The following is a 22,642-nucleotide window of genomic DNA, read 5'->3' on the forward strand; positions in this document are numbered from 1 at the left end:
GTTTGTGTTAATTGGCGCTTTCGGATAGATGATGCGAGAATTAAACTTTCACGAATCTATCCAACCCATCAAAACTAATGACATAGACTACTAGGGAGGATCAAGCTTTCAAGTTTTCAGTGCGTAAGTCCTGTTGTAGTTTTAATACTCCCTCATCTCCCTTTTACGGATAAATTAAGATTTTATAAGTATCCGGTGTAGGTGCGATCGCTTGCTCGACAGCTGCTGATAAATCTTTTAATGGATAGCGATCGCTAATTAACGCTTGCACGTCAATTCGCTGATTAAATACAATATCAGCTGATAGATTCTGAAGCCGATAAGATGAGCTATAACTACCGATCAAATCAATTTCCCGACGGTACAGGATATTAGGGTTGATGGGAATTTCCACCTCATCAGGGAATTCAGCGAAAAATAATATTTTGCCACCTTTGCGGGTACTATCAAGTGCTTGAAAGAAAGCTTTTTCACTCGGAACAGCCAGCAAAGTAACATCAACACCCAGTCCACCAGTTAGGGCATGGATTTTGGCAGTTAAATCGGCATCACGGGCATCAAAAGCCGCCTCTGCACCGACACTCAAGGCTTTTTCAATTCTAGAGGGTAGTAAATCGGTAGCGATCGCTTTTGCTCCAAAATACTTCACCAACATGATAAACATTAACCCAATTGGCCCAGCACCAGTAACTAACACAGTTTGTCCTGGGGCAATTTGGGCTTTTTTCACAGCTTTCAAACAGCAGTTAGTTGGTTCGACAAAACTCGCTTCTTCAAAACTGATATTATCAGGGATGGGAATTAGCCCACCATTTTCCACAATATGACCCGGAACTTTGACATAATCAGCAAAACCGCCGCCACTGGCGTTAAAGCCTGCGGTAGTGGAGATGTTTTTATAGACATCGCACATGGAGAAATTATCATTTAGGCAGTAGGCGCAACGCATACAGGGGATGTGGTGCATCACCGCCACCCGTTGTCCAACTTGCCAACCTTTGACATTATTGCCTAATGCTGCGATCGTCCCGGCAGTTTCATGTCCAAAAATGCGCGGCGGTTCATACAGTGGATAACGAATTTTTTTAATATCTGACTGACACAACCCTACAACCCGCACCTGTACCAGCACTTCATCTGGTTCTAGGGTTGGAACTGGGATATCTTCGTAAGACAGTTGATTGACACCTCTAAATACCTGTGCTTTCATGTTGATTTTTCACCGCTCACCGATACTAGATGTAACATTTAGTGGTTCAGGTTAGGTTATGAAGTTTGGGATTTAATATTGTTTGTAAATCTTGGTGCTTCTCTACTGAGTAATTCTAGAAGCTCAAAAAAACTCATGGCTGGCTTTTTGAGACTTTGAGACTGTCGCTGTAATACCTCAATAACTTGTTGCTGATACAGATTATATAATTCAGTTAAAAACTCATCTGGAGATTTGGCTTTGATTTGCCAAGGTGCTAAATCCCGATCTTGAAAATGCTTCAGGTTTGAGGTGACAATTATATTAGCCTTACCTACCACAGCAGCAGCCAGAACATGGCGATCGTTAGGGTGATTTGTCATTAATTGAACAATATTATCAGAAACTACGATTAGTGCTGTGGGAAAGGCTTCTTTAATTCTCCCTTCCAGTCTCATCGCTTGGGTAGTTGTGAGTCTACCTGTATTTACTAGATTACGAGTTGCGCCATCAAGTATTTCTTGCGACCAATGTGGTACATATAAACCAGCCTCAGACATACACAATAGGGTATCTCGTAAGTACATAGGGAACAGTACACAAGAATCTAGTACAGCACGATACATAATACTCAGTAAATAATGAGAACACCCTACTGATAAAATCCTAACTCTTGGCTTTCGGCTATTAATTCATCTAGCAGTTGTCTACGTTTAGTATCCCTTTGCTGTTTATATTTGATTAAATCCTCAAATTTCACCCGTCTATGAGTTCCTACCATAATATAAGGAAGCTCACCCTGCTCTAATAATTTAATCAGATAGGGACGTGATACATTCAACAAATCAGCCGCTTGTTGTGTTGTTAGCTCTGGATTATATGTAACTATAGATACATTTTTACCTAATGCCATTGCCTGCACTAATTGTCGTAATACACGAAATACAGAATCAGGAATAGTCATTTCTTCGCCGTTTGCTGCGACTAATTTCAGTTGACTATTTTCCTGATTGAGTATTTGTTCAAGTTGCTTTATAGCCTCAGCTTCAGCTTCTGTAATAATACTGGAAAAGGTATTCATAAAGATGGTAGGCTTGGTATTTTAATTTAAGTGTACTACACAAACGCAATAAACGAAAATTGGATATAAAATGAAAAAGAGGGGAAATGGGAAAGGGAACTCCATATTTATCTGTAACGCTGTATTATTTTTAAATATTTTCTCAAGATTTTCTCCAAGACGCCAGCAATGACTATTCGCCATGCGACTGAAACTGACTTGCCTGCAATTGTGGCAATTTACAACGCTGCAATTCCTAGCTGCATGGCAACTGCTGATTTAGAGCCAGTATCTCTGGAAAGTCGCCTTTCTTGGTTTAAGGAGCGATCGCCTTCACAACGCCCAATTTGGATAATCGAAGTAGAGGGAGTAATTGCTGGATGGCTGAGTTTCCAATCTTTTTATGGGCGGCCTGCCTATAGTACGACTGCCGAAATTAGTATTTACATAGCCCCTCACTTTCATCGATGTGGTTTGGGACGACAACTATTAGCACAAGCAATTAGTGAAAGTCCTAGTTTGGGTTTAAAGACCCTACTATGCTTCATTTTTGCCCACAATCAACCCAGTTTAAAACTTTTTGAAACATTTGGTTTTCAACCCTGGGGACATTTACCTAAAGTTGCCGAAATTGATAGCGTTGAACGAGACTTAGTAATCATGGGACTCCGAATTAATAAACCTGTTGTTTAAGCTGCTCTACTTAGTCAGAATACAAACCTAAAAAGGGACAGAGCAACTAAATTTATTTATGGGGTATTCTGAATTCTGAATTCTGAACGCCAGATGCTCCACTTGGGGAAACCCCAAGACCGCACTGGCTCCTCCTGAATTCTTCTTAACAATGCTGCAACTGTGTTAACAACACAACAATTTCATCAATAGCCTGCCGCATAACTGTTGTAGGTTGTTCTGATTGATTCACGATAATACTAAAAACCAACGGCTCATATTTAGGCGCATTCAGATATCCAGATAGAGAAACCACACCCGTTAACGTACCTGTTTTTGCTTGGACAATGCCCTCAGCAGGTGTATCTTGAAAGCGGCCTTTCAAGGTTCCACTTTTACCCGCCACGGGTAAAGATGCACGATACAAATATCCTGTTGGTGTTCTTGCTATTCCTCGCAAAGTTTGTACAAAAGCTTCTGGAGTCACTAAGTCAAGACGTGATAAACCCGAACCATCCACTAAAACATAATTTGCTGGATCAACTCCCAATTGAGTTAAACTCGCTTTGACAACTTCCAAACCGACATCAGCGCTAGTCTGATTTTTCACTCTGGTTTTTTTCACAGCTAATGCTCTCAGAAGTGCTTCAGCATAGAGATTATTACTATTCTGAAGAGTTTCCATTAATAATTCCGATAAAGGTGGCGACTCTACAAATGCTATTTCCTGTTGATTAATACCACCACTTTCTACTAATGTTTGTCCCAAGGTAATTTTTTCTGTTGCCAAAGTAGTACGGAAGCGTCGTAAGAAGTAATAATTAGGGTCAACTACAGGCAAATCTATTAAAGACGGTTCAGAATTCGTTGTCAGTTGTCCTTTAATTCGTAATACTGTTCCTGACAATTCGCGGGTAACGTTGACATAGCTTGGTTGATTTTGGGCAACGGTTACTGACTGATTAATTATTCGCCATTGTTTCGCCTCGCCAGCATCAATCCACAGCACTTGTAAAGATTTACCTACAGCCTGCGGTACAAGTTTTAAGCTAAAAATATTTTGATTTAGAATAAAGCTGCTGACTGGTGCGCCATAGTCTGACTGCACATCTTCCCATTGCCAGGTGGGGTTGACAATATCCCCTTGAATATAACTATCATCAACTATCAAACGCGGAATTTGAGTGATACCTTTCTGTTTTAGCTGCTGTGCTAATGTTTGCAGTTGAGTATCACTTAAGCTGGGATCTCCCCTACCGACAACACGTAAAACACCATTGCCATTCTGATAAATTGAGGTGCGAATCCGAAAATTAGCACCTAACTGCTGCAATGCAGCTGCTGTTGTCAGCAATTTGAGGTTAGACGCGGGAGTAAAATATTTCTGAGCATCCCGACTGTAAAGAGTTTGCCCGGTTGAAAGGGGTTGCACCAAAATTCCCCAGCGCCCCCGACTAAATAAGGGACGATTGATTACAGCATCTATAGCTGTTCCCAGTTGGGTAGAACAAATTGATTTGGTGGTAGTTGTTGGTGCAACTGGGATTTGTGCTTTAGCTGCTGGCTGGGTAACACCAATTTGAGTACCTACAAACAGCAGCATCAAGCTAAGAGAAATTTTCCTGGTCATCAGATAGTTCTTAAAACTACTTGATGATAATACCTTGGTGTGGTATTTTTTTTACGTCAGTTCGACAGGAAGAAATTAACGCTTTCCTTTTCCTTTTACTTTTTCTTTTTCCTCTTCTTCTTCTTCTTCTTCATCTTCCTCCTCTTCTTCTTCCTCGTCTTCCTCGTCTTCCTCGTCTTCCTCCTCTGCCCCGAATACTTCGTCTATGAGTTCTTGCGCTCGCTTGTCTGAAATTTTCAAGGCTTCCTGAAGCTCAGAGATATAATCCTGTTCCGCTTCAGGGACTTCCTCATCAATCCCTACCACTAAGATAGCTGTGATGTATGCAGCTTCTCGATAATCTTTATTCGGTAAGGATTCGATCGCCTGCTTGATTAAAACTTCAGCTTCTTCTTCTTCTAGTAAGCTGACGACTTTCTGGGTCAACTCTTCATAGTCTTCATCAGAGAAATCTTCAAATTGGGAAATCGCACCCAACATTTCACTCAAACCGTATTGTTCTTCTATGGTTATACCTTCACCATCAGCAGCTGCGGAAAATAGTCCTATAACTGCGATCGCAACTTCTGGTTCTAGAGCAACTGAACTAGCGCTACGGCCTTTGGGCAACTTGCGTTTAGACATAATTATCCTTTAAAGGTTACGTGATATTTCAGGAAGTAATACCTTGGGGGTTAGAAAGCTTCCTAAATTTAGGATTCCCAAAAGAATCTGGAAAAACACATTGGGATGAATATTTATTTTGATCAAAAATACGCAGATAATATATTACTTGCGTATAAAAACAGTTAAGTTGTCTTGAGCGATCGAGGTTTTTAGAGTTGTGTAGGCGATCGCAGCTTAAGAGGATGTTTGAAAAGTTTTGATTGATGTATCAAATATTTACCCCACCCTAACCCTCCCCTTATAAAGGGGAGGGAATTAGATTTTCCAATCTCCCCCTTTCCAAGGGGGGATTAAGGGGGGTAATCCAGGGAATAATAAGCACAGTCCAGGAATATGAAAACGCTGATGACAAAACTGTATAACCAAAGCTCAGAAAAGCAAAAACGGCAAACTCTCAGAAATAATATGCCCCCGTGTGAAAAAATAGTTTGGGCAAAACTTAGAAATCAACAAATTGAAAGCTGTAAATTTCGCAGACAATACAGTATTGACAGATTTGTAGTGGATTTTTATTCTTCGGAGTTGAGACTTGCCATAGAAATTGATGGTGATAGTCACTATCAAGATGGAGTTCCAGAATATGACCGCGATCGCCAAGCATTTTTGTCATCAAAAGGTACGAGGTTTTTGAGATTTACGAATCAAGAAGTTTATCAAGATATTGATGGTGTGGTGGATAAGATTAGGGAAGTTATTTGTAGGTTGAGGGAAGTTACCCCACCCTAACCCTCCCCTTATAAAGGGGAGGGAACTAGATTTCTTTTTTCCCCCCTTTATAAGGGGGGATTAAGGGGGGTAATTCGACTTGTGTGTACACCGTAGCTTATAAAGGGGAGGGAATTAGATGTTCTCCCCTTTGTAATGTTATTTTAGCGATCGCATTTGCTGATTTAGCGATCGCATTTCTAGATTTAGCGTTGGCATTTCTAGATTTAGCGTTGGCATTTCTAGATTTAGCGTTGGCATTTCTAGATTTAGCGTTGGCATTTCTAGATTTAGCGATCGCATTTCTAGATATAGCGATCGCATTTGTTGATTTAGCGTTGGCATTTATAGATATAGCGATCGCATTTGTTGATTGCACTTATTCTCAAACAAAAAATCGATATGAAAAATGAGTAAAAATACAGACGACCTCGTAATTATTTCGTTGAACTTTTAATGAAATAAATCCACAAAACTACCCATCTCAGGCAAAAGTATACTCCACTATATTGAAAAAGGAATTATAAAAAAAAAGGATATCTCATGTCTTTAAGAACTCGTGGTTCTGCTGCTGTTGACAAAGCCCAACTTCGTCTCGCCTTGCTTAAATCCGTTGATGAAAATCTGGATTTAGGACATGGATTAACCATTGAAGCCTACAATCACCTCATCAACACTACCCGTGCGACGTTAGAAGCTCATAACACGCTTGTGTCCAATCTTGAAGAATCGCGTAAAACAATAACCCAGATGGATAAAGCCCTCTCCGAAATATCTGAACGAATGCTAAGTGGAGTTGCAACTGTCTACGGCAGAAACAGTATAGAGTATTCCAAGGCTGGCGGCTCTAATCGAAAAAGAAGTAAACAACCTAGTTCAAAAGTTGCTCCAGTTGTAGCGGTTCTTGCCACTCAACCTGCTCAAGCTGCAATTGCGAATGCGTCAACTAACGGTAACAACACAACTCCTCTGCTACGATAATCCACTTGTTGCATAAATCTAGTGTCGTGTCAAGCATAAATTTGTGCATTAAATATAAGTTGGGTTGACGTAAGGAAACCCAACATGGATTATGTTGTTGGGTAATGCATTGCCTCAACCTAAGCTATGTTTAATCCATCTGAATTTTATAGTGGCGATTTCTACAACGGGCTAGGCCTACGCCCTTGTGGAAGAGTCCACGATATCCTTTATTTAAGCTACTCCATATCCCGTGTACGGACGTTTATAAGGTGGCTGTAAACCCAACACAATATCGTCTTTTGGTACTCCCATTTCCAGGAGTTCTTGTGCTAAATCTACATCTGTCATATTATGCTGAATCCAGATTTTGTCATTTTTAATATCAAAATGAATGACACTGTGATAAATGCGAATTAAACCATTCCAACCTACACGCATCATCAGATTTTAGTTTCATAACTTTAAACAAGAACCCCGACTTTTTAGAAAAGTCGGGGTTCTGTTTCGCTGACAGTCTGGCGTAATATCAGCACAGTTGAAAATTCCATACTCAAATATGGAAATGGTATATTAGACCACAATATATAAATCCAGTCACTTAATTAGCGATCGCCCTTGGCTTACGATAACACCTGCAAATACCTCGCGGAACACTACCCTGCTGACTTTGCCAAATGGTTACTCTCAATTGACACGTCAGATATCCAAGTACTCAAAACCGAACTCAACCTTGAACCAATTCGCGCTGATTCGGTGACGTTCCTGCAAATGGCCAACCAAATCTTACATTTAGAGTTTCAAACTACACCCAAATCTACAACCCCACTTGACTTTCGGATGCTGGATTACTACACCAGATTAAAGCGGGAATACTGGTGTGAGATTAAACAGGTGGTGATTTTCTTACAAGCCACATCTTCCGAAGCTGTATTTCAAACTCAGTATATAGACACTAACACCAGACACTCGTATCGAGTAATTCGTTTATGGGAGGAAGATCCCACACCACTGCTAGCTAACCCTGCACTTTTACCACTGGCGACATTAGCCAGAACCGACTCACCCGCAGACTTGTTAACTCAAGTCGCTGCTAGTGTCGATATGATTGAAGAAACAGACGAGCGACAGAATATATCAGCTTGCGTACAGGTTTTAGCTGGTTTACGGTTTGATAAAAGTTTGATTACACAGCTTTTCAGAGAGGAAATTATGCAAGAATCTGTGATTTACCAAGACATTCTGCAAAAGGGAGAAGAACGAGGAAAGAAACAGGAGGCGCTACAACTGATTCTGCGTCAGTTAACACGTCGGTTTACTGCAATTGAACCAGAAATAGAACAGCAGATTCGCACTTTATCCATAACTCAACTAGAAGATTTAGCTGAGGCGCTGTTAGATTTCTCCAGTCAAAGCGATTTAGTGAATTACTTAGGAAATATATTTTTCCCTCAACCTAATCAGGAAGATTAAGCGACGCCTACGTAAGACAAAAGGGGGCAGAAATTAGGGGAAATTCCAGCATCTTTCTCCCCTTCTCTCTGCTCCCCTACCTCTGTGATCTGAATGATCAAAAAGCGTTACAATTTTGTCCCACACTCAGCGCAGAAGTTGTGAGTAGGAGCATTTTTTGCACTACAGTGGCTACAATATACTGCTTCTACTGCGGCTTTCGGTGGTTGCTTCTGCAAGCCGACCATTTGAGCGTTGCTCTTGCCAGGGATTACCATTGGATAGCAGTTTTCGTCTCTGGTGACATGGACATTCACGATCACCGGGCCATTATGTGCCAGCATTTCGGCGATCGCATCTTTCAATTCACTGCGATCGCTGATTACCATGCCTTTAATCCCATAGGCTTTTGCTAATAACTCAATATCTGGCATCCCTACTTCCATATCTGAGCATGAGTAACGCTCACCATAGAAGGCTTGCTGCCACTGGCGTACCATCCCTTGCCAGCCGTTATTGATAATTAATGTCTTGACATTTATTCCATATTGTGCTATTGTCCCAAGTTCCTGCAAACACATTTGGAAACTGGCATCACCGCTAATACAGATGACTTCTTCATCAGGAAACGCCACTTTCGCGCCCATTGCCGCAGGTAAGCCAAAACCCATTGTTCCCAAACCAGCACTAGAAATCCAGCGCCTTGGGCCATTCTTCAGGAATTGTGCTGCCCACATTTGATGTTGTCCGACATCTGTGGTGTAGAAAGCGTGGGGTGCTTGGCGACTGACTTCTACGATCACTTCTTGGGGTGAAATGCTGTCGGGATGATGCGGCACTATTAGAGGATATTCTTCGCGCCAACGGTTGACTAAATTTAACCACTCTTGGTTTTGATTTGGTGTAGCCTTTACCCCTGTTTCTTTGCATCGACGCAACAAGTCTACTAACACGTTCCGCACATCGCCGACGATGGGCACTTCGGGAACGCGGTTTTTGCCGACTTCTGCCGGATCGATGTCGATGTGAATTACTTTGGCGCGGGAGGCGAATTCGTCTAATTTGCCTGTAACGCGATCGTCAAATCTCGCGCCAACGCAAATTAGCAAGTCACAATCACTAACAGCAAAGTTAGCGTAAGCAGTGCCGTGCATCCCCAACATTCCCAAAGCTAGGGGATGATGTTCGTCAAAGGCACCGATCCCCATTAAGGTTGTGGTGACAGGGATATCGAATAATTCAGCTAGTTCTTTAACTTCTTCATGGGCACCAGCTGCGATCGCGCCACCACCGACATACAATAGCGGACGGCGACTTTCAGTAATCAACTGGATCGCCGCATTAATCTGCCGGGGATTTCCCTTGACTGTGGGACGATAACCGCGTAACTTCACTGAACCTGGTTTCACAGGTACATAGTCAAATTCTTCTAAAGCTACATCTTTGGGGACATCAATCAAAACTGGCCCCGGACGCCCAGTACTAGCGATGTGGAAGGCTTCGGCGACAATTCGCGCCATATCTTTGGGGTCACGCACTACATAGGAGTGCTTGACGATTGGTAGGGTAATACCGTAGATATCGGTTTCCTGAAACGCATCAGTACCAATCGACGGACGTGCTACCTGTCCTGTAACCACAACCATTGGGATCGAATCCATGTAAGCTGTGGCGATACCTGTCACCAAGTTAGTTGCTCCTGGGCCAGAAGTACCAAAGCATACTCCTACTTTTCCGGTGGCACGGGCGTAACCATCAGCTGCGTGGGCTGCACCTTGCTCGTGTCTGACGAGAATGTGCTTCATAGCACCAGTTGCTTGCACCTTATACAGGTCGTCGTAAATTGGGAGAATTGCCCCACCAGGATAACCAAAAATATAATCAACGCCGTGGCGATGAAGACTGTCAAGCAGAGCAAAACCGCCAGATGCACGTTTTGGCACGACTGGCGGGCTAGAAATACGAGACTGTTTGTGATTCTCGATTTGTGGGAGAGTAATTTGGTCTGGCGAATCTCCTATGGAGACACTTTGTGAACGCACGGTCAAACCTCAGACTATAGCTAAAGTTAATGCTGAATTCTGTAGTTAATATTTCATTTTAATTCAAAAGTTCAATCAAAATCAGATAAATTTTTATATGAAATATAAAGCTAGATTATTAGCCTACATTAATTAAATGACATCTTGCAAGACTTTGCGGGTATTTTGCCAAGCCCAAACACCGACAACTGCAACCACAAGGCTCATTCCTACAAGGACAATTCGCAAGCCCAGAGCATCAGTTAATGGACCAGTAATCGCCAGAGGTAAGGCCAGAGCGATGTTGACGGCATGATTTTGAAAGCCAAATACTTTACCGTGCATCGTCGGTGGTGTTTGCTGTTGAATTAAAGTTTGCATGGGTACACCAATTAAGGCAGCACCTATACCTAAAAATGCACATAATCCTAGCGCCAGCAACAAGTTATTCGTAAAAGTAAACACCCCTAAAACTATTGCCATCATCAAAAATCCAACTAGAGGTAGGGGCTTGTGATGCAATTTCTCACCCCAGTTACCTAAAATCGCCGCACCAAATACCATACCCACCCCTGCTGCTGCTAAGAAAAAGCCAAACTGTTTTTCTTTTAGACCAAACTCTTCGGCTAATCGAATCGTCAGCACTGTTAACGCTGCAAACACACAATATAAAGTTGTCAGTTGCAGCATCGCATTCAAGATCAAAGGGTTTTTCTTCAGATAGCGCAGGCTCTCGGTGAATTCAGCCCAAGGGTTATTTGATGCTCGATTTTCCTTCGGTCGTTTGGGTTCTTTAAACTTAATCGGCTGGATGATCGCACCCGATAATACGTATAATCCACCAACCACAACCTCTTGACCGTATTCTTGTCCCATCAAGCTTTTCGCCAAACTCAAAATCGGCTCTCCGATCGCAAAGCCAACAATTAAAGCTCCCATCATCGTACTGGTAAACAGCGCATTGGCTGCCAGCAAATTTTCTCGCTTCACCAACAGGGGAATGGCTGCTTGTTCAGCTGGGGCAAAAAACTGCGTCACCGTGGAAATAGCAAAAGTCAGGATTAACAGAATCACGAACTCTCGTGGTAACAAGGGAAGACACAGCGTTAATATTCCCCGCACGACATCTGAGCCAACCAGAATCAGCTTTTTTGGGAAGCGGTCAACAAAGATTCCACCGGCAGAGCCGAACAAAATTGCTGGTATTGTAAACGCCAGCATCAAAGTTGAGTACATCGAGTTTTGTGCCAACCCCGGAAACGGTGGGTATGTCTCCAGTAGAGCAATCAGCAAAACGAAGAAAACCTTATCTGCTAGCTGGGACAGTAGTTGCCCAATCCACAGCAGCATAAAACCACGGTTTTTTAGCAGTGCGCCAAACCCTTTATTAACAGCAGCAGGTTCAGTTGGAAACATTAGATACTTTGGGTAGATGGGGAGTGGGGAGTAGGGAGTGGGGAGTGGGGGAACTGATGACAAATGACAACTCCTCACTCCTAACTCCTAACTCCTAACTCTATTGTCCGGATTAATTGCGTCATAGTGCTTTAACAGCATAAGCAAAAACTCATCTGCTTTCAGACGACCTTTGGGTGGAAAAATACCAATGGACGAATCTACCCAGCAGCCTTGTACAGTTTGGGGGGATTTCCACATTGACAAATGATCAACTGCTGGCTGTGCATAAAAGTTATCTTGCCCACTACCTAGCAAACAGGAAGTCCAATGGGTGAAATAATCATGGCTCATCCGATGAATAGGAAAATTACCCTTTAGTGGCACTCCCCATCCATCTATAGCAATAAAGGCTTTGACACGACCACCCAAAAGTTGCCACAAACACGCTGCCCCGATTGCCCCAACTACGCCAGCACTAAAGCTAATGAATACAAGTGGTGATTTTAGCTCATCGGCCAAGCGATACCTCCGGTGAGCTACGCTAACGCGCAAAAACTGCAAGATGTGAAATGCTGATAAAACCAAAAAATCTTTACCCGGATAAATCAGTATATTTGCGGGATTAGGAGCGATCGCGCTATGAGAAACTACATCTAACAATCCGACTCTAAAGCTTTCAGTTAATTCTGGTTCATGGATTCCAGGGCAAATAATTATATTCATTCGTCTATCGTCTTAGCAGCTTTCACAATTATTCATAATTTAAACCTACTACAACGGTCTATTAGCTGTTCAGTCTATATACAGTAATACCCGCACTCTGTCTTTTGATGTATTATTTTGATTTTCCCACCTATCCTATCCCCCTGGATGGGATAATATATTACTAGTAGGGGGATGTTCAACTATTCCCTAACTTCATATTTCTCTGCACTTTGGTTATATTGAGGAACTCATTGTGGTTGCCACGCCGGAAAAAATACAACACACCCACGAGCAATTATCAGGTAAAGACCGTGTAGCCGTACTGCTCATGGGCTACGGCGAAGTCGAAAGCTACGAAGATTTCGCCAACTATAACGAACAGGCTTTAAATCTACTGACAGCAAAATTTGCTCCAGTACCAACTTGGATTTATCCCCCCCTAGCAAAGCTTTTGGCGCTATTTGACCGCCATGAGTGGGGACATACACACCACGATTTTATCTCTCCACACAATGCCATCTTTGAACAGCAACGTGCTGGTATCGAGAAGCATTTACAAGAAAAATGGGGCAATAATGTCCAAGTTTTCAAGGCTTTCAACTTCTGCGCCCCTTTCCTACCGAATCAAGTCTTGGCAGAAATCAAAAACCAAGGCTTCGATAAGCTGCTAATTTACCCACTGCTGGTTGTTGATTCTATCTTTACTAGTGGGATTGCGATCGAGCAAGTTAACAATGCTCTGGTTGAGTTAACTGATGGTGAAGAACACTGGATTAAAGGACAGCGTTACATCCCTTCTTTCTTCAACGAACCAGCCTACATCGATTTAATGGCTCATCTGGTTGAGGAGAAAATTGCTGAGTTAGCAGCAGCTTATCTACCTTCTCAAATCGGCATTGTGTTAATGAACCACGGCTGTCCACATAAAGCCAAAGGATTTACTTCTGGGATTGCCGAAAGTGAAGCGATGTATGATTTGGTTCGGGATAAGTTGATTAATCGTTATCCCTTAATCTCAGTGGGTTGGCTAAATCACGATACACCTTTAATTGATTGGACACAGCCAAATGCAGAGCAAGCGGCAAATAACCTGATTCAATTGGGTGCGAAAGTAGTGATATTTATGCCAATTGGCTTTGCTACAGAAAACCACGAAACTTTATTGGATGTACACCATATCATCCATACTTTAGAAAAACAGCATCCTGGTACGAACTATGTGCAAATGGCTTGCGTCAACGACCATCCACAATTTTTGGAAATGGTAGCGCAATGGGCTGATGCTCATATTGCACAGTTGTTGTCAGACCAAACTTTGGCAGTTAATCCCCAACTAGCAGGTGATCACCATCACCACCATCACCACCATTAAGGGACTGACAAATTAAAAAACATCCAATAATTTCTTGTGGGGTGGGTGTCTCACCATTGGTATCAAGTTAAGCCTAAACGCTTATCCCACAGGCGTTTTACCCCCCTTAATCCCCCCTTATAAAGGGGGGAAACAAGAAAATCCAGTTCCCTCCCCAATATATCGGGGAGGGTTAGGGTGGGGTAACGCGGATCGTGATGAGAAGCCAAAGAATTGAATATCACGTTTTGACAAGGGTTTCACGTTAAGTTGACACCTATGGTGTCTCACCCGCCCGTAAGCTAAGGCGGGTGAGACACCCACCCCACAAGATTGGATAGTTTATTTGTTGGAAATCCCTAAGTTTTGTAGCATGAGCAAAGCTTTGCCTACGCTACAACTAATTTACGCCCCGCAGCTTGCGAGTATTATCAACTAAACTCTGAGCAAATTGATCAAATCTCTGAGAGAGTTTCTCATCTAAGAGCTTGCCTTCAGGACTGAAAGCACCCCAAGCTTGCCCGATCGCAATTTGTTCGGGAATCACCCAACCATGCACCCAACGAATAATTAATCGTAGGTCATTTAAAGCATTACTATTAGGCTGACCACCCAATACGCTGATTAGTCCTGTGACTTTATCCGACAGTTGATCAAAACTCATCAAATCCAGAGCATTTTTCAGCACACCGCTAAGGCTACCATGATACTCAGGTGTCGCTAAAATTAATCCATCGGCGCGACTGACTGTATCTTGCAACTTCTGAACATCTGGATACTCTGGATACTCCTTTGCGCCAGTGCAGAACGGTAGCTGCAACTGCCGTAAATCGATAATTTCTACCTCTGCACCCACAGCTTCAACCCTTTGCACTGCTACTTGTAAAGCAAGCTGAGTATAGGAGTTGGCTCTTAAACTACCACCAATGCCAACAATTCTTACCATAATTAACCCACAAACTATTAACTAGCTACTATCACGAGATTTATTTAAAAAGCGGAATCGTTATGACTATGTTTATCTTAGCGATTTGTGTCCGAATGTGTCAAATTAAAATCTACCTACCGGAAAATTTTTGAAAAAAGCAGCCAGAATAATTATCCAGGTTGCTCAACTTCATGCGATCGCCGCAAGAAACATGGGAATGGTTTTGTGTGGAAGTTAGACTAGATAAGAGAAGTGTAATTTCCAGTTATGACAATTTTTGCTAGAAGAATAGGCATAAAACCATAGCTCAACTTGTGCCAGCAGACAAAGGGTAGTTATTATGACAAATTTGGGAAAAAAAGCATTGAGAAATAGGCAGTCATCAAAGCGTGTTGCTTGGGTTGGTGCAATCGCAGCTAGTTTGATTATGTTGCCAGGATTTTTCGGGAGTACTCCGGTCTTGGCACAAAAAGCAGAGAGTACTGCTTTAACTTATGGCGACTTGCTCAAGAAAGCAAAAGCGGGAGAAATCCAAAAACTAGAGCTGGACGAAACCGAACAGCTAGCAAGGGTTTATCTCAAGGGACAAAAGGATGATACACCACCGCAACAGGTGAGGCTTCTGGCACAAAACACAGAGTTGATTAACATACTCAAAGATAAGAATGTTGATTTTGGCGAAGTTTCCTCTGCTAACAGTCGAGCTGCTGTTGGGCTGTTGATAAATCTCATGTGGATTTTGCCCCTAGTGGCTTTAATGGTATTGTTCCTCCGTCGCTCTACCAATGCTTCTAGCCAAGCGATGAATTTCGGCAAATCCAAAGCTCGCTTCCAAATGGAGGCAAAAACTGGAGTCAAATTTGAAGATGTCGCCGGGGTGGAAGAAGCTAAAGAAGAACTTGAAGAAGTTGTTACTTTCCTCAAACAGCCAGAAAGATTTACTGCTGTAGGCGCACGTATTCCCAAAGGTGTGCTGTTAATTGGCCCCCCTGGTACTGGTAAAACTTTACTGGCAAAAGCGATCGCAGGTGAAGCAGGTGTACCATTCTTCAGTATTTCCGGTTCGGAATTCGTGGAAATGTTCGTTGGTGTGGGTGCATCCCGTGTACGGGATCTCTTCAAAAAAGCCAAAGATAATGCTCCTTGTCTCATATTTATCGATGAAATTGACGCAGTAGGTAGACAACGAGGCGCTGGTATCGGTGGCGGTAACGACGAGCGCGAACAAACCCTCAACCAACTGCTCACCGAAATGGATGGTTTTGAAGGTAACACAGGCATCATTATTATTGCTGCCACTAACCGCCCAGATGTCTTAGATTCAGCGTTGCTCAGACCGGGACGCTTTGACAGACAAGTGATGGTCGATCCACCGGATCTTAAAGGGCGACAAGAAATTTTGCAAGTCCACGCCCGGAATAAGAAAATCGATCCTAGCGTATCATTAGAAGCGATCGCTCGCCGCACTCCTGGTTTTACTGGCGCAGACTTAGCCAACTTACTCAACGAAGCCGCCATTCTCACCGCTAGGAGGCGCAAAGATGCTGTCACGATTTTAGAAGTTGATGCTGCTATCGATCGAGTTGTTGCAGGTATGGAAGGTACCGCTTTGGTAGACAGCAAGAGCAAGCGCTTGATTGCCTATCATGAAGTTGGCCATGCTTTAGTGGGGACATTACTCAAAGAGCATGACCCTGTGCAGAAAGTTACACTCATCCCACGCGGACAAGCACTGGGATTAACTTGGTTTACTCCTAACGAAGAACAGGGGTTAATTTCCCGTTCCCAACTCAAAGCCAGGATTACTGCAACTTTGGGTGGTCGCGCCGCCGAGGAAATCGTTTTTGGTAAGCCAGAAGTGACCACAGGTGCAGGCAATGACCTGCAACATGTGACAGGCATGGCGCGGCAGATGGTGACACGTTTCGGGATGTCAGAATTAGGCCCATTATCCTTGGAAAATCAGAGTTCAGAGGTCTTTTTGGGACGTGACTGGATGAATAAATCAGACTATTCTGAAGAAATTGCTGCCAAGATTGATGCACAAGTACGCGAAATTGTCAATACTTGTTATATCAAGTCCAAAGAACTGTTAGAAGAAAACCGGATAGTTTTGGAGCGTTTAGTAGATTTGCTAGCAGAACAGGAGACTATTGAAGGGGATTTATTCCGCAAAATTGTTGCTGATAATGCTCAGGTAGCCGATGCACAAGTGGCTGTACCTCATTAGCCTATTGCCCTGTTGTACTGTTCAGAAATAAATTAACAATTACTTAAAAACCCGGTTTTGATAAAGAAGCCGGGTTTTTTATCATTCTATTTAAGATTAAGCGATCGCAAATACCTACCAAACCTAGACAAAGCGGAGTCTGATGCCGCAGTATAGTTCAGTTAAGGTCGCTTGACATAACTTTGTAGTGCGATCGCAAACTAAGCACCTTTAATGATGTTAGTACTAGCTCAAATATTCCTCAAATTGACTCTTTCAATAAAAATATTCCAAGTTCAACATCGTTTTCTCCAGTCAGTCCGAATAATATCCTCCAATCCAGTACCCAATCTGGCTCCTTCTACGGAGAATCTCCACACTCGGCATTCCGACCAGTTAACATCCTCCAAGTTGGCATCAATGAACCATACACGATCAAGGACAGCACTATTGAAATTAGCTCCAGTCAAGATCGCGTTACTGAAGTCAACGACTTCAAGAGTTGTACCACTGAAGTCAACCTCACAACAATTGGCTTCTCTCAAATCAGTGAGAACCATAGGATTGGGCTTTTCCCAGTATCCACTGAGGTCACTATCCCTCAAATTGGCTTGTCTCAAATTTGCACCTCTAAGAATAATCCCTCGCAATTCGGTGCCACTCAGATTAACACCTTCAAGGTTGACTCCACTGAAATCTCTCTCTCCAGCCGCATAACGCTCCAACAATTCCTCAGCAGTCATAACTTCAACCTCCAAAACACAACAGTACCCACCTGGACAAAATTCCTCCAAGGGACATCTTTGTACTTAATACCTCCCCTTCATCTCCTGTCACATTTTTCTACTCTTTATCTGCCTTTTACGGGTTTGTTCGGTTAGGTGCAATATGTGAGTTTAGGCGTTCCCGGAGGGTAGCCGGCACACTCTGCGGGATGTTGCTAAAGATTTTCTCCTGTTTAACTAGGTTGTTGAGGCTAAAATCATAATAGTTGCGCCAGTTGCAACAGCGATCGCACAATCAAACATCGGCTTAAGATGATTTGCCTCTAAACTGAGTTCAGCAATTTCCCAAGCTTTTTGGTACAGTATTCTAGAAAATCCAGATCACGAGAATAGGCGATCGCTCATTGCAATTGCCAGTTTATTGCTCAAAATCGAGAACGCAGTTGCTATGATCAAACGCCTGCTTGTGGTAGAATCTCCGGGAAAAGTCAAAAAACTCAGTCAAATTCTGGGTGCAGATTGGAAAGTTCTCGCCAGTTGTGGTCACATCCGAGAACTCAGCAATGAAGGGGATGATTCCTTGGGCTTCGTCATGGACGGCAATAATGTACGCTGCAATTACGTCCCGCGTGACCAACGAGCAAAAGAAACAATCCAGAAACTCAAGTCTGCGGTGAAGCAGGTTGATGAAGTTGTCTTAGCAACTGACCCAGACCGGGAAGGCGAAACAATCGCTTGGCACCTCAAAGAAACGCTGGGTCTAAGAGAACCGAAACGAGTAATTTATACTGAGATTACAGCATCGGCAGTGCAGAGTGCGATCGCTAATCCCAGAAAGCTAGACCAAAATTTGATCGGTGCTGGGCTGTGCCGAGATTGTCTAGATAAGTTGGTAGGTTATAAAGGTAGCCCTTTAGTTTGGGCATTGAATAACGGCGCTAAGAGTGTTGGCAGAGTTCAAAGCGCGACGTTACACCTGATTTGTCAGCGAGAAAACGAAATTCTGGCGTTTGTCCCCCAAGATTACTGGAGTGTCTGGGTAGATTATACTGAAGGATTCCGGGCTTTTTATAAAGGGACGGTCGATTCTGCGAAAGATGCAGCAGACCAAGAAACTGAAACTCACGATGACGCGAAGGTAGGTAATAGTACAGAAACACCGGAGTCTAAGCGTGTTCTTTCCGAAGCAGAAGCTACACGTTTAGTTGAAGAAGCACTGCGGCATCCTCATCAGGTGATTCATTTTGAAGGAAAAATTGTTAACCGCCAGCCACCTCCACCATTTACAACTTCCAGCCTTCAGCAAGCAGCCGGTTCAAAGCTGAGATTTGCTCCTGACAAAACCATGATTGTGGCCCAAAAGCTTTATGAGGCAGGGCTGATTACATATATGCGAACAGACTCAGTAATGTTGAGTCCAGAATTTTGTGCCAGCGCCCGTAAATGGTTAGAGCAAAATGATCCGCAGAATGTACCGCAGCAAGTCGCCAAGCATCGTAGTAGCAAGTCGGCTCAAGAAGCACATGAGGCGATTCGTCCAACTGATGTATTTCGTCCCTCAGTTCAGTTGCGTTCTGAACTTCCTGATGATGAGTTTAATCTGTATGTGATGATTTGGAAACGGTCAATTGCTTCTCAATGTTGTGCTGCCCAATTGCGTAAAACTTTGGTGATTACTCAGTCTGGTTCCCTACTGTGGTCAGCCAGAGGGCAAGTGATTGAATTTTACGGTTATGCTCGGTACTGGAACAATCTCAGCAAGGATAGTATTTTACCTTCATTACAACAGGGACAAGCGCTGAAACTGGAGAATGCTGGACATGAGCAGAAGCAGACGCAGCCACCACCCCGTTATAGTGAACCTAAATTAGTGCAACTGATGGAACGTAAAGGAATTGGTCGCCCAAGTACTTATGCTCCTACTGTTGCTACCTTAAAAAAACGAAATTATGTGGAGTTGAAAAAAGACCATCTGCAACCGACGGCGTTAGGGTTAGAAGTTGATGCGTTTTTGCTCAAAGCACTGCCGGATTTATTAGAGGCAGAATTCACAGCGAAAATGGAAGATGCCCTTGATGCAATTTCTGAAGGAAAAAACTCTTGGCAGCATTATTTAACTAGTTGGAATCAGAATTACTTTATACCAGCGCTCTCCAAAGCTAAAACTGTAGTTGCGAGTTCTTCAATAGGTAAAGCTAATGTGATAATTGAGCGCAAATATGAAACTTCTAAGACTCGATGCCCTGAATGCAAAAATTTTCTCGCCAAAATTCCCAGCAGTAAGGTTAAAAAGAAATATTTCCTCAAATGCACAAAAGGCTGTGAAAATGTCGTGCTATTTTGGAGCGACTTTAACAAAACTTGGCAGCCACCACAAACTAAAGCAGTCCAAGCCGAGAATCAACAAAAGCCTCCGGTGAAAACGACGGCATATCCCTGTCCAGTTTGTAAGAAAGCTTTAGAGGAGTACAGTTATATCAAAGATGGGGAGAGTAAGAAAATGTTGCGATGTTGTGACCCGCGATCGCGTCAAGATACTAAACATAAAGATGTGGCTTATTTCAGTACTCAAAAAGGGTGGTGGAGTCCTAAGTTTGGAAATTTGAATTGTTAGGCTCCACCTCTGATATCTTTACTTAATCCCTAAGACGTTGCAAAATTAAATGATTACGTTGAGTTAATTTTGCTTCCCAGTTAGGTTCCACGACGATTGTGCTAATTTTTTCGACAACGATCGCAGGCCCATTAATACTATCTTCTGGTTGTAAATCTTGCCGTCGATAAACAGGGGTATCATGCCATCTGTCAGTACTAAACATTCTTACTGTCTCAACAGATGAAGCCCCTGCATCTAAAGGGCGAGTACGACTAATTAAAGGTTCTTCGGGAGTCTCCATCTTCTGAATAACTTCCACTGATGCTGATTCAACAATTAAGGTTTTCTCTAATTGAATGAAACCATAACGGGATTTATGTTCCGCCTCAAAGTCTTGCCGCATCATTGCTACTTCATCAGTAAAATTAACGGTCAATGTAGAGTTAGTCCCTTGATATTTTAAGTTAACTTTTCGGATTATTTCTACTTGACTACGCACTTCATCTATTTCAGTTCTAGCTTGAGTTTCTAAATATTGCATTAACTCATGTAATTTAGGAATTAATGTTTGAGTCAGAGGCTGTTCTACTCCAATTTCTCTAATTGCCCGCACATCAGCTAATCCCATTCCATAAGCAGAAAGAACACCAGCATAAGGATGTAGAAATATCTTTTTCATTCCCAAAGTATCGGCAATCAAACAAGCAACTTGCCCACCTGCGCCGCCGAAACAACACAGCACATATTGGCTGACATCATAACCCCGTTGCAGGCTGATTTTTTTAATTGCATTCGCCATATTTTCCACTGCGATCGCCATAAATCCAGCCGCGACTTGTTCGGGAGTACAATAATTTAATGTAGCGGCTTGAATCTCTTCGGCTAATTGTGTAAATTGCTGAATGACAGTATCTTTATCTAAAGGTAAATTGCCATCAATTCCAAAAACTGAGGGAAAATATTGTGGGTGAATTTTGCCTAACATCACATTGGCATCAGTAACCGCTAATGGTCCTCCGCGTCGGTAACAAGCAGGCCCAGGATTTGATCCAGCAGATTTAGGACCGACACGATAACTAGAACCATCAAAAAAGAGAATTGAACCACCGCCAGCAGCAATGGTATTAATTGCTAATACTGGAACTCGCATCCGCGCCCCAGCAATTTCCGAATCTAGTTGTCGTTCATACTCTCCTTTAAAGTGGGCGACATCTGTACTTGTCCCTCCCATATCAAAGGTAATAACTAACTCAAAACCTGCTCTTTTACTAGTTTGAACTGCACCGACAATCCCGCCAGCCGGGCCACTCAAAATACTATCTTTGCCTTGAAATTGTTGGGCTGCGACTAAACCACCGTCAGACTTCATGAACATTAATTTAATAGGGGAGTGGGGAGTGGGGAGTGGGGAGTGGTTATTTTCCCTATTCTCTAACTGACTCGCTATTTGGTTGACATAGCGACGTAGAATCGGAGTTAAATAAGCATCGACTACTGTTGTATCTCCTCGGCTGACCAATTTCATTAAGGGACTAACTTGATGGGATATGGATATTTGGGTAAAGCCGATTTTTTGGGCGAGTTTGGCTATTTGTTGTTCGTGGTCGGGATAGCGATCGCTGTGCATAAAAACAATAGCACAACTCCGAATTCCTGTGTGATAAACTGCTTGTAAGTCACTTTTAGCTAGTTCAATATTCACAGGGATTAATTCATTTCCGTTAGCATCATAACGTTCATCAATCTCAATCACCTGCTCATAAAGCATGGTTGGTAAAATGATCTGACGGGCAAAGATGTTAGGACGGTTTTGGTAGCCAATTCGTAGGGCATCTTTAAAACCTTTGGTGATGAGAAGAACGACGCGATCGCCTTTCCTTTCTAACAGCGCATTTGTTGCTACTGTTGTCCCCATTTTTAGCACTTCTATCGCTTCAGTAGGAATGGGTTCGTTGCTGGAAATACCCATGATATCCCGTATACCTTGGATGGCTGCATCTTGATATTGTTCGGGATTTTCTGAAAGTAGTTTGTAGACTATAATCCATTGCTGATTAGGCAAAGTTACAATTAAAAAACGTTCAGGATATTTTGAGAGGTTGTCTATAATTGCTTGATTATTAGTAACAGCGACAATATCTGTGAATGTACCACCCCTGTCAGCAAAAACCTTTAACATTATTCTGTTTCCTCAACGCTATACAGGTAGCATAACAATGGGATTTGGAGTATTTCTACTTCCGATGTGGAATATTTTAGCCACAGGTGTAGATTATTCGATGAGAGTTAAGACTATTTGTTAAGGAAGACAGTAGGCAAAAAGCAGCAGGCTTTGTTGGGTTCTACTTCGTTCTACTCAATCGATACATTTGGGC

The 22,642-nt window shown here is 42.7% G+C and carries 19 protein-coding genes and 1 pseudogene; 8 read left to right on the forward strand and 12 right to left on the reverse strand.

The genetic code is table 11. The features are described from left to right. Positions 1-163: 163 nt before the first annotated feature. Genes V7K27_RS19125 through V7K27_RS19135 form a run of 3 tightly spaced genes read right to left on the reverse strand, consistent with a single transcriptional unit; the run spans position 164 to position 2,270 of the window. Positions 164-1,210 carry a zinc-dependent dehydrogenase gene (locus tag V7K27_RS19125; protein WP_334949668.1) on the reverse strand — a complete coding sequence of 349 codons (1,047 nt, stop codon included), beginning with the start codon at positions 1,208-1,210 and terminating at the stop codon, positions 164-166. Positions 1,211-1,266: 56 nt separating this feature from the next. Beyond that, complete coding sequence (locus tag V7K27_RS19130; protein ID WP_334949669.1) at positions 1,267-1,815, reverse strand: PIN domain-containing protein; 549 nt, start codon at positions 1,813-1,815, stop codon at positions 1,267-1,269. Between the two features lie 26 nt (positions 1,816-1,841). Further along, entirely contained in the window at positions 1,842-2,270 is a 429-nt protein-coding gene (locus V7K27_RS19135) for a helix-turn-helix domain-containing protein (protein ID WP_334949670.1), read from the reverse strand. 168 nt (positions 2,271-2,438) lie between these two features. Between V7K27_RS19135 and V7K27_RS19140 the strand changes: the two genes are divergently transcribed. Further along, a complete protein-coding gene (locus tag V7K27_RS19140) occupies positions 2,439-2,942 on the forward strand; it encodes a GNAT family N-acetyltransferase (protein ID WP_334949671.1) in 504 nt (167 codons plus the stop codon). Positions 2,943-3,087: 145 nt separating this feature from the next. Here V7K27_RS19140 and dacB read toward each other — a convergent pair whose 3' ends face one another. Continuing rightward, positions 3,088-4,551, reverse strand: coding sequence for a D-alanyl-D-alanine carboxypeptidase/D-alanyl-D-alanine endopeptidase (gene dacB / locus V7K27_RS19145; protein WP_334949672.1), 1,464 nt, complete (start codon positions 4,549-4,551; stop codon positions 3,088-3,090). Positions 4,552-4,626: 75 nt separating this feature from the next. Beyond that, positions 4,627-5,175 (reverse strand): tellurite resistance TerB family protein, encoded by a 549-nt coding sequence (locus V7K27_RS19150; protein ID WP_334949673.1) that lies wholly within the window; start codon positions 5,173-5,175, stop codon positions 4,627-4,629. Positions 5,176-5,562: 387 nt separating this feature from the next. Between V7K27_RS19150 and V7K27_RS19155 the strand changes: the two genes are divergently transcribed. From V7K27_RS19155 to V7K27_RS19165, 3 genes are all read left to right on the forward strand, one after another. Beyond that, a complete protein-coding gene (locus V7K27_RS19155; RefSeq protein WP_334949674.1) occupies positions 5,563-5,943 on the forward strand; it encodes an endonuclease domain-containing protein in 381 nt (126 codons plus the stop codon). Positions 5,944-6,026: 83 nt separating this feature from the next. Beyond that, a complete protein-coding gene (locus tag V7K27_RS19160; protein WP_334949675.1) occupies positions 6,027-6,335 on the forward strand; it encodes a hypothetical protein in 309 nt (102 codons plus the stop codon). Positions 6,336-6,465: 130 nt separating this feature from the next. Beyond that, entirely contained in the window at positions 6,466-6,903 is a 438-nt protein-coding gene (locus V7K27_RS19165; protein ID WP_334949676.1) for a hypothetical protein, read from the forward strand. Positions 6,904-7,116: 213 nt separating this feature from the next. Here V7K27_RS19165 and V7K27_RS19170 read toward each other — a convergent pair. Beyond that, positions 7,117-7,326 (reverse strand): annotated as a pseudogene (locus V7K27_RS19170) (XisI protein); the annotation flags it as partial. Between the two features lie 174 nt (positions 7,327-7,500). On the opposite strand from V7K27_RS19170, the gene V7K27_RS19175 reads away from it, so the two are divergent. Next, the gene (locus V7K27_RS19175; RefSeq protein ID WP_334949677.1) at positions 7,501-8,355 is read left to right on the forward strand and encodes a DUF4351 domain-containing protein; all 855 of its coding nucleotides are present in this window, start codon (positions 7,501-7,503) and stop codon (positions 8,353-8,355) included. A gap of 107 nt (positions 8,356-8,462) precedes the next feature. On the opposite strand, the gene ilvB is transcribed toward V7K27_RS19175, so the two are convergent. The 3 genes from ilvB to V7K27_RS19190 all read right to left on the reverse strand — a co-directional run bounded on the left by ilvB (position 8,463) and on the right by V7K27_RS19190 (position 12,476). After that, positions 8,463-10,376, reverse strand: coding sequence for a biosynthetic-type acetolactate synthase large subunit (gene ilvB / locus V7K27_RS19180; protein WP_334949678.1), 1,914 nt, complete (start codon positions 10,374-10,376; stop codon positions 8,463-8,465). 132 nt (positions 10,377-10,508) lie between these two features. Continuing rightward, positions 10,509-11,771, reverse strand: coding sequence for an MFS transporter (locus V7K27_RS19185; protein ID WP_334949695.1), 1,263 nt, complete (start codon positions 11,769-11,771; stop codon positions 10,509-10,511). Positions 11,772-11,858: 87 nt separating this feature from the next. After that, on the reverse strand, positions 11,859-12,476 hold the full coding sequence (locus tag V7K27_RS19190) for a hypothetical protein (RefSeq protein WP_334949679.1): 618 nt from the start codon (positions 12,474-12,476) through the stop codon (positions 11,859-11,861). A 235-nt stretch (positions 12,477-12,711) separates the two neighbouring features. Here V7K27_RS19190 and V7K27_RS19195 point away from each other — a divergent pair, with 235 nt between their 5' ends. After that, on the forward strand, positions 12,712-13,830 hold the full coding sequence (locus V7K27_RS19195) for a ferrochelatase (RefSeq protein ID WP_334949680.1): 1,119 nt from the start codon (positions 12,712-12,714) through the stop codon (positions 13,828-13,830). Positions 13,831-14,209: 379 nt separating this feature from the next. Here V7K27_RS19195 and V7K27_RS19200 read toward each other — a convergent pair whose 3' ends face one another. Continuing rightward, entirely contained in the window at positions 14,210-14,755 is a 546-nt protein-coding gene (locus tag V7K27_RS19200) for an NADPH-dependent FMN reductase (protein WP_334949681.1), read from the reverse strand. Positions 14,756-15,077: 322 nt separating this feature from the next. On the opposite strand from V7K27_RS19200, the gene ftsH reads away from it, so the two are divergent. After that, a complete protein-coding gene (gene ftsH / locus V7K27_RS19205) occupies positions 15,078-16,967 on the forward strand; it encodes an ATP-dependent zinc metalloprotease FtsH (RefSeq protein ID WP_334949682.1) in 1,890 nt (629 codons plus the stop codon). 275 nt (positions 16,968-17,242) lie between these two features. On the opposite strand, the gene V7K27_RS19210 is transcribed toward ftsH, so the two are convergent. Next, positions 17,243-17,689 (reverse strand): pentapeptide repeat-containing protein, encoded by a 447-nt coding sequence (locus V7K27_RS19210; RefSeq protein WP_334949683.1) that lies wholly within the window; start codon positions 17,687-17,689, stop codon positions 17,243-17,245. A gap of 430 nt (positions 17,690-18,119) precedes the next feature. Between V7K27_RS19210 and topA the strand changes: the two genes are divergently transcribed. Continuing rightward, entirely contained in the window at positions 18,120-20,285 is a 2,166-nt protein-coding gene (gene topA, locus V7K27_RS19215; protein ID WP_334949684.1) for a type I DNA topoisomerase, read from the forward strand. Between the two features lie 22 nt (positions 20,286-20,307). On the opposite strand, the gene V7K27_RS19220 is transcribed toward topA, so the two are convergent. After that, positions 20,308-22,446, reverse strand: coding sequence for a hydantoinase/oxoprolinase family protein (locus V7K27_RS19220; RefSeq protein WP_334949685.1), 2,139 nt, complete (start codon positions 22,444-22,446; stop codon positions 20,308-20,310). Between the last annotated feature and the right edge of the window lie 196 nt (positions 22,447-22,642).

This window comes from Nostoc sp., from assembly GCF_036919575.1.
Lineage (GTDB): Bacteria > Cyanobacteriota > Cyanobacteriia > Cyanobacteriales > Nostocaceae > Nostoc.